Here is a 7195-nt window from a genome sequence, read left to right on the forward strand (position 1 = left end):
CCTTAAGAGAAGGACGAAGGCTTCCCAGACAGTCGTGGAAAAGTTGAAGTTGGTAAATGCAATAGACGGTTTGAGCGACACAAACCAAAAATCTCTTTTTTAAAAAAATGAAATATACAAGGGGCTCTCTGTTTTTTTCAGGGAGCCTTAATTTATTTTTATTATTAACTTTAACATATTTTCAAGACTAGTCATAAATGCTAATAATCCAAATATATTTATTTAGATATTATTTGCTATCTGCTATTTTTCGGTATTTTCTGGAAAACTTTTGGCTACTTTATTTATAAAATTATTTTTTTGACAAAATTCATCAATTTTATAGTATTATATCTTTATCAGTAATGTACATCATAAGCTCGTTTCCAAGACTGGTATAAAATCCCTCACAGATATCATCCAGTTCTAAAAATAGTTATATACTCGCAGTGCTTGAATAGCTCCACAGGAGATGTTCTAACTACAATTTAAAAGGAGTGATCATCTTTGAGAAAAAAAATAATAAGTTCCATAACCATAAGCAGTTTCATAGTATTTTTTGTACTTTTTTTATTTATCAGTGAAAATATAAAAAAAGATTATAATAAATTTGAACATAGACGTTCTGAAGAACGTTACAAGATGATTAAAAATGAATTTAAAAGTTTGTCAGATAATCTGAAAACCTTAACTTCAGACTGGGGGGAATGGGACGATACCTATGAATTTGTCAAAAACAAAAATAAAAAATATATAAAATCAAATCTGAGTCCAGAAAGCATTGCCACATTAGGAGTCAATTATTTATATATAACTGATTCAGAGGGAGAAAATGTCTACAGTGTGGGATATGATCAGCAAAAGGAAGGCGGAGTAATCCCACCAGAAAAATTACTTATTGATTTACTTCAGTTTGATGATTTAGCAGGAATGTATGTCAGTAATGAAAATAAAATTATGATTTTTTCTTCAGCTCCTATTACCGACTCTGAAGGATTAAAAGATAGTATAGGAAAAATTATAATGGCATACGAGTTTAAACTCAGTGATCTAAACAAGAAACTAGGAACTCAGGTGGAATTTCTGGATATAAAACCAACTGAAGAAAATACATTTGAAGTAAATATATCAAAAGATAAGGTAAATAATAAATTTTACATCCCATCATTCAGTAACAAAGATTTAGTCTTAAAAGACAGCTTGGATGCGGATATCCTGGTATTGGGAAAAGACAGTATAAAGAAGTATATCTGGGTACTTGTAATAAATTTGATCATTCTTATTTTAATAATTTCAATTGGGATCGAGAAACTCATATTAGTCCGTCTCAGAAAAATTGAAATTACAGTTGAGGAGATCATAGAAAAAAAAGATCTAAGTAGAAGACTTGAAGTTACAGGAAATGATGAAATATCGTTGCTTAAAAAAAACATAAATATCTTTTTAGAGACCATAGAAAATATGAATAATAAATTAATTGGTAAGGCTAGTTATGATGTAATGACCGGTATATTCAACAGACATACAGGTATAGAAAAGTTAAATTTTATGATACAAGAATCAAAATTTAAAAATGAACCTCTCACAGGATGCTTTGTAGATATTGATGGACTAAAATTTGTAAATGATAATTTTTCCCATAATGATGGTGATGACCTAATCAAAAGTATCGCCTCTATTCTCAAAAGCTTTTCTAGAGAAGAAGACCTGTTATTTCGTTTGGGTGGAGATGAATTTTTTATGGCTTTTTTAGGACCCGATCATTCAGATACAGAAAAAATATTTTCTAGAATAAGCCTTTATTTGGAGGAATACAACAAAAATAGCCAAAAGCCCTATGACCTTAAAATAAGTTACGGGATAATAGATTATGTATATAATCAGAGTATAGAGGAATTTATTGATTCTGCTGACACAGAGATGTATAAACATAAGTCTGAAAAGAAATGTCTCAGAAGCTGAAAGATACTAAAAAAAATACACTTATAAGCCAATAGAGTTTCCAAAATAGTTTATTTATTTAAAGCTTATAAATTGGGAATTAAGAACTTTATTCCCGTCTGATTTTAGACTTTATAAAATTACACTGTACACCAATAAAAAACTTGACAAAATATACTGTAAGATATATGATTTTGGTATTATTATTGAGGTAGGTGGAATTTAATGAAAATGGTCGTTCAAATATTTGGAAAAGGTTCAAAGGAATTTCCTGACTTGTTAAGAAGTATCGCTGATCAAATAGATAACGGTGAAGTGAGTGGCAGCTCCCTTGAGGAAAACTATTGTTATGATTATCTTCTCGAAGATGAAAGTTATCACAGAAAATTTATGATTTACTCAAATGACTTTGTCACCAACCCAAAAGAAGAAAAAGAAAATAAAATTTTGGGAATAGCATTTGGTTCCTGCCCACACAAAGCTTTTGAAGGGTTTAACATAAAGGGAAATAATATCAAAAATGTAGTTGTGAGAGAGGTAATAGGAAACCCTGTCTACAAAATTCTCACAGAGGAAGAAATTGGATAAACTTACTAAACCTATAAGGACCAACCTTTCTTCACCTTATTTTTTAAAATTTCATTGTGAAAATAATATGAATTATATTTAAGAATCTTTAAATATATTTTTTTTATAGAGGATAGTTACGCTTAGAAGCGTATTAAAATAATAGTTATTTATCACAAAAAAATATCAAGGAGGTCTGAAATGGAAAAATGGAGATGTGTACCTTGTGGTTATATTTATGACCCTGCTATTGGTGATGAGGCTGGTGGAATAAAGCCAGGTGTAAAATTTGAAGATCTTCCAGAAGATTGGGTATGTCCTTTATGCGGGGCTCCAAAGGAAGATTTTGAATCAGCTCAATAATTAAAAATAATCAAAAAAAGAAAAATGCGGGACGAATGTCCCGCATAAATTATTTTCTTATTCCTAATTTTGCAATAAGAGCTCTGTAACCGTCAAGATCCTTCTTCATCATGTAGTTAAGAAGTCTTCTTCTTTTTCCTACCATTTTCAAAAGACCTAATCTTGAGTGGTGATCTTTCTTGTGTGTTTTTAAGTGATCAGTTAAGTGGTTGATTCTTTCAGTTAGGATAGCTACTTGAACCTCTGTAGATCCTGTATCCCCTTCAAATTTTCCAAACTCTTTAACTAATTCTGCTTTAGTTTTCATTGCCATTTGTATTTCCTCCTAAATATTTATTATCTAAGCCAAGTGAAGCGTTGGCAAACGCATAACCTAGCTCAAATTAAGATTATTCTATCACATTATCTGAATTTTGTAAAATTCTTTCTGTTGTCATTCCTTTAAAAACCTTATAGAAAACATTAGATTTTTAGACTTAAATCCAAAATAAAACTAGGAGCATATGCTCCTAGTTTTATTTTATAGAATCATCATCTGATTTTTCTGTTTCAGAGGTTTCGTTTTCAACACTATCTTCAGTAGTATTTTCAACTGTTCCATCCTCTTCTTTTTTTTCTTCTGGTACTTCTTCTTTAGGCAGTTCTGATTTCAAAGGCTCTAACTCTCCGCCTTTCATCAAAATATCTAATTCTAAACCAGATATCGTTTCCCTGTCTAAAAGAGCTCTGGTGACTTTTTCAAGCTTCTCGTAGTTATCTCTCAATATCTTCTTGGAATCTTCATAAGCTTCTGTTATGAGGCCTCTTATCTCATCATCTACCTCTTTACCGGTAGTTTCGCTGTAGTGTTTCTGCATGAAGAGATCACCTTCATTTGTATTATCTAGTAATATCGGTCCGAATTTCTCACTCATACCGAATTTAGTAACCATAGCATGTGCAATTGCAGTGGCTCTTTCAATGTCATTGCTCGCTCCTGTTGTGATATCTCCAAAAACGACTTCTTCCGATGCTCTTCCTCCTAAAAGGGTTCTGATCTCAGAAAGATATTCATTCTTAGATTTCAGATACCTGTCCTCTGTAGGAAGAGTCATAGTATAACCCAATGCAGCCATCCCTCTAGGTATTGTTGTTACTTTATGTACAGGTTCCGTATATGGTAATACCCACTGAACCAGAGCATGGCCTATCTCATGATATGCTACAATAAGTTTCTCTTTTTCCACAATTACTCTAGATTTTCTCTCTGGACCTATAGAAACTTTTTCTGCGGCTTCTTCCAAATCCTCCATAGTAATGGTATCCCTACCAGAACGAGCTGCCAGTATAGCTGCTTCGTTAAGCATATTTGCAAGGTCTGCTCCTACAAATCCAGGAGTTTTTCTGGCTATTGTATGCAGGTCTACATCTGCGGAAAGTTTTTTCCCTTTTATATGTACTTTTAATATTGCTTCTCTACCTGTTATATCTGGTCTGTCAACTACTACCTGTCTATCAAAACGTCCGGGTCTCATAAGAGCCTTATCTAATATCTCAGGTCTATTGGTAGCTGCCAATACAATAATTGTTTCTTCAGTATTAAATCCATCCATCTCTACAAGAAGCTGGTTCAGAGTCTGTTCTCTTTCGTCATTTCCTCCGCCTTGTCCTGCCCCTCTTTTTCTTCCTACAGCGTCGATCTCATCTATAAATATTATACACGGAGCATTTTTTCTGGCTTTATTAAAGAGATCTCTTACTCTTGAAGCTCCTACCCCTACAAACATCTCAACAAATTCTGATCCTGATATACTGAAAAACGGAACTCCAGCTTCTCCTGCCACAGCTTTTGCAAGAAGGGTTTTTCCTGTTCCAGGTGCTCCTAGAAGAAGTACTCCCTTTGGAATCTTTGCACCTATTCGTTTAAATGTCTCTGGTTCTTTTAAAAAGTGAACAACTTCTTCTAACTCAATCTTAGCTTCCTCTATACCTGCTACATCTTTAAATGTAATATTTGATATCTGTTCTCCGTTTTCCTTTGCTTTGGATTTTCCCATGTTGAATATCTGAGGGCCGCCGCCTCCACCTTTATTCATCTTATTAAGCATAAATATCCATATACCTATAAGAAGTAGCATAGGGAACCAAGATATAAATACATTTACAAGGAAAGGTACTCCTTCAGGCTCTACAGATTTTATATCCGCTGCTCCGTCTTCAAGGGCTCTTATTAGGTTTTGATCCTGAACAAGCCTGTCAGATATCATCCTGGCGTTGACCTTCTCTTCACTGTCTTTTCTCACAGCATAGACATACCCTTCTTTTTCCTGTACAGACTTGAAAGCCCCGCTCTTAGATAAATCTAAGAATTGTGTATAAGTGACTTCTTCACTCCCTGTCTGGGATTTATCAGTCATAAGTGAAGGTATCGACATGAAAATTGTCACTATGAATAAAAGCATAACTATGCTTTTAAAATTAAACTTGCCTGGCTTGGGATTTTTTCCGTTTCCTCCCTCAGGATTTTGATTGTCCTCTGTTTCACGGTTTCCTCTGCCTCTCATCCCGTATTTCAGCTTTGCTTTTAGCTCTTTCTTTCTCTCTTCCAGCTCATTGTAGACACCGTCATCCTCTTTTTCCTCTTGTTTATCTTTCTTTTCCTCTTGTTTTTCATTTTCTAGTTTTTCATTGTTTAAATTATCCTGGTTTTCTTCAAAACCATTTTTTTTCTCCATATCATCACCTTGATTTCTGTTCTCACTCACTAAAGTTGTCCTCCTCTACAGATAATTTTACAACTGTTTTCTCTGATTTAGCTGATTTGAATTTTTCACTGCCCCTGACAGATGCTATCCAGACTATTTCATCTTCTAAAACTATAATTGGAATAACTTCTCTTGCCTCTTTGGGGATTTTGTCATTAATAAAAATATCCTTTATCTTTTTTGAAGAATTCATTCCTACAGGTTGCATTTTGTCACCGGATTTTCTCTTTCGAATCAATAAGCTAGTTCCCTCTTGAAGATTTGTACAAAATTCATTTTTCCCGATACTTTTGTTTGTATCTCTGAAGGCCTTTATTTTATAATTTCCGTATTTGACTTCACCGGGTATTTTCAAGAATGCATCTTCTACATCATTTGAATCAGTTTCCTTTGGATTTACTGAAATTTTATCATATTCCTTTTTAAGCTCAACATTTTTACCCAGGGACAATTTTTTACTTCCGCCCTTTCCCAATAATTCCATTATATTTTCTAATTTTTCTCTACTTGTTTCTATATTATAGCTCTTCAAAAAATCATTTATCACTTTTCTTTTTTGATATTCCTTAAGTTTCCCAAGTTTTCTCAAATCTAATTTTTCATCTTCTATATACTCTGAAAGATTTATTTTCAATAATTTATTGGCCTCTTTTATCTCTTCTATGAGAGCAAATATCTTCTCCTTAAAATTAGAATTATATCTCTCTTCTATAAAAGGTATGAGATCAAGGCGTATACTGTTTCTGGTATAGACATTTTCAAGATTACTAGAATCGATCCTGTACTCTATTTTATTTTGATTTAAATATTCCAAAATATCTTTTTTATAGACTTCAGACAAGGGTCTTATGAAGATATCACGTTTTACCGGAATCCCCTCTAATCCCTCAAGGGATGTCCCACGCATCATTCTGAAAAGAAAGGTTTCTACCTGGTCATCTTTATTGTGAGCAAGAGCCACTTTATCTGCTCCCCACTCTTTTGATGTTTTATAAAAAAAATCATATCGCATGGCTCTTCCGGCCTCTTCATCTCCCACACCGTGCTCTTGGGCATATTTTTTTATATCTGCCCTTTTGACATAGTAATTTATGCCATGTTTTTCAGCCAATCTCTTACAAAAATCCTCATCACCATCTGATTCTTCCCCTCTTAGGAGATGATTGATGTGAGCCAGGGCGATCTCTATCTTAAACTCCTCTTTAAGTGCCATCAAGGCTTCAAAAAGAAAAACAGAATCCGGACCTCCTGAAAACCCCACCAGGATTTTATCTCCATGTCCCATAAGGTCGTTTCTAAGTACAAATTCTCGGACTCTTTTGACAACTTCCATCTTTTTCCCCGCAATTTAGATTTTAAAATAATTATAGCATATTTTAACCATTTTTCAACGTTTTTATTTCCACTCCATCATAATAGTAAAATATTATTTCTCTATATTTTTTGCCCTTTGCAGCAAGACCATAAGCTCCGTACTGACTCATACCTACACCGTGTCCAGACCCTTTCCCTAGAAAGGCAAATTTTTCTCCGTCATCCTTTACCTCAAATTGTGTACTGTATATTTTATTATACCCCACCATTCTTCTAAACTCATTGCC

Annotated in this window: 6 protein-coding genes and 1 pseudogene; 3 read left to right on the plus strand and 4 right to left on the minus strand. The window is 33.6% G+C overall.

The genetic code is table 11. The annotated features are described in order from the left end of the window. Positions 1-486: 486 nt before the first annotated feature. The 3 genes from ABZA26_RS04255 (at position 487) to rd (ending at position 2850) form a co-directional block, all read left to right on the plus strand. The gene (locus ABZA26_RS04255; RefSeq protein WP_372713274.1) at positions 487-1941 is read left to right on the plus strand and encodes a diguanylate cyclase; all 1455 of its coding nucleotides are present in this window, start codon (positions 487-489) and stop codon (positions 1939-1941) included. Positions 1942-2145: 204 nt separating this feature from the next. Next, positions 2146-2508 carry a hypothetical protein gene (locus tag ABZA26_RS04260; protein WP_372713275.1) on the plus strand — a complete coding sequence of 121 codons (363 nt, stop codon included), beginning with the start codon at positions 2146-2148 and terminating at the stop codon, positions 2506-2508. Positions 2509-2688: 180 nt separating this feature from the next. Next, a complete protein-coding gene (gene rd, locus ABZA26_RS04265) occupies positions 2689-2850 on the plus strand; it encodes a rubredoxin (protein ID WP_372713276.1) in 162 nt (53 codons plus the stop codon). 49 nt (positions 2851-2899) lie between these two features. Here the strand turns inward: rd and rpsO are convergent, their stop codons facing one another. The 4 genes and pseudogenes from rpsO to ABZA26_RS04285 all read right to left on the minus strand — a co-directional run. Further along, positions 2900-3157, minus strand: a complete 258-nt coding sequence (gene rpsO, locus ABZA26_RS04270; RefSeq protein WP_319371509.1) for a 30S ribosomal protein S15 — start codon at positions 3155-3157, stop codon at positions 2900-2902. Between the two features lie 208 nt (positions 3158-3365). After that, positions 3366-5594, minus strand: coding sequence for an ATP-dependent zinc metalloprotease FtsH (gene ftsH / locus ABZA26_RS04275; RefSeq protein ID WP_372713277.1), 2229 nt, complete (start codon positions 5592-5594; stop codon positions 3366-3368). Beyond that, positions 5587-6927 (minus strand): tRNA lysidine(34) synthetase TilS, encoded by a 1341-nt coding sequence (tilS, locus tag ABZA26_RS04280; protein WP_372713278.1) that lies wholly within the window; start codon positions 6925-6927, stop codon positions 5587-5589. Before tilS ends, ftsH begins: the two co-directional genes overlap by 8 nt. Positions 6928-6970: 43 nt before the next feature. Then, a pseudogene (locus ABZA26_RS04285) lies at positions 6971-7195 on the minus strand (sporulation protein); the annotation flags it as partial.

It is taken from the genome of Ilyobacter sp. (assembly GCF_041583315.1).
Classification (GTDB): domain Bacteria; phylum Fusobacteriota; class Fusobacteriia; order Fusobacteriales; family Fusobacteriaceae; genus Ilyobacter.